At 50.0% G+C, this 1,357-nt stretch carries 2 protein-coding genes; both read right to left on the bottom strand.

Going from position 1 to position 1,357, the window contains the following annotated elements:
* Positions 1–214: hypothetical protein (locus tag QMX88_RS29275; RefSeq protein ID WP_282373735.1), on the bottom strand; the 214-nt coding region annotated here is incomplete at its 3' end.
* Positions 215–488: 274 nt separating this feature from the next.
* A partial coding sequence (locus QMX88_RS29270; RefSeq protein ID WP_282373734.1) for a carbohydrate binding domain-containing protein occupies positions 489–1,357 on the bottom strand: 869 nt, incomplete at its 5' end.

Here is a 1,357-nt window from a genome sequence, read left to right as displayed (position 1 = left end):
ACAGCTCGATGGTATCGCCCACGCGCGTCACGTCGGGCAGCTTGGCGGTCAGCATGACCGGACGCGTGGGGTCGGACAGTTGCAGATAACCCAGACCGCGGCGCGGGTTGTCTGGGGTGTCATCGAAAGAGCTGAAGACCAGAGGGTTAAGTGCTCTGGGGCTGGCCGAGCCGTTTGACTGACGGGGCGCGCGGGGGAGGTTTTCTATTTTCATGGGAATCGTCCTTGAAACGGTGATGTCGGGTTTCAGTATCGGGCGGTGTGGATAAGGTGTCTGCTGTCAGAAGTGACAGTACGGCCGTGGCTTAATTGAACACCACCAGTAAAGGAAGGGCCTGGCAGCTGTATATCGCGGATGGAAATTAGCGCTATGAGGAAATGGTCTGAGGCTTAACGTGAGGGGCCTGATGTATTTAAGGATATAAATAAATCAGACCCCTTTGCCCTATCAATCAGACCCCTTAATTATTTATCCAATCAAATGATGATTAAACGACTTGTCTCATCGAGACATAATCGATTCTAAAGTCGTTTCCGTCAGAGCTGGAATTGTCGTTCCAAATGCTAAGAGTTACTTGAGTGTCGTCGGTAGAATGGAAGCTCCCGTTGCCGATATACCATTGGTCTTTGTTCGGCATTTCAAGCCAAGGACCGATACGTGAGTTGTTGATTAATAGTATGAATTGTGGGCGAGTAGGCCCGCTGTAGACTCTCAGTGCGGAGAATTCAAAGCTATATGTCTTCCCTGCCAGTAAGTTGATAGTGCGGGAGATAACGTTTCCGCTCCAGTTAAACCCTCCTGGTGTGCCGCAGTATAACGACCCTTCCCTCGGCGTTAAATTTTGCACGTACGGGCCTTGGGGGGTCCAACCTTGAAAAGTATTATCGTCAAAATTCCATATGGTTAACGTCGGGATGATTGTGAATCGTCTCTCGTTGGATCTTAGTTTTCCGCTAATAGTCTGAGCGTAAAAGCGGTGGTTACTGTTAGCAAGGTATGTTCCCCATCTGGTACTCCAGTTTCCATTGGAATCGGTATCCACAACCTCCAGTTCATCATCATTGTCCAATATTCGGACTTGATAGTTCTTAGTTCCCGTGCCGCTGATTTTCCCACTGGTTTCTGTGGTGCTGGCACCGTCCGGTATTTCAATGCCGTCCGCGCCGATGACTGACGTGATGGTTGGCGCTATTTCTGTTGGTTTAGCAATCACAGTATAACTCTGCACTGGAAACGCCCGGCGCGTTAGCCCGCCATCAAACGACACTTCGAGTATCAGTCTTAACGTCGAACCATCGGTTAGGTTAATGAGGTAATCATCCTTTGAAACCGTCGTAGCTTGGGCGCCCGGACTGC

The sequence above is a fragment of the Pseudomonas sp. PS02290 genome, assembly GCF_029960075.1.
GTDB lineage: Bacteria > Pseudomonadota > Gammaproteobacteria > Pseudomonadales > Pseudomonadaceae > Aquipseudomonas.
Note: the sequence above shows the minus strand (reverse complement) of the source record. Positions and strands in the feature narration are given on the sequence as shown.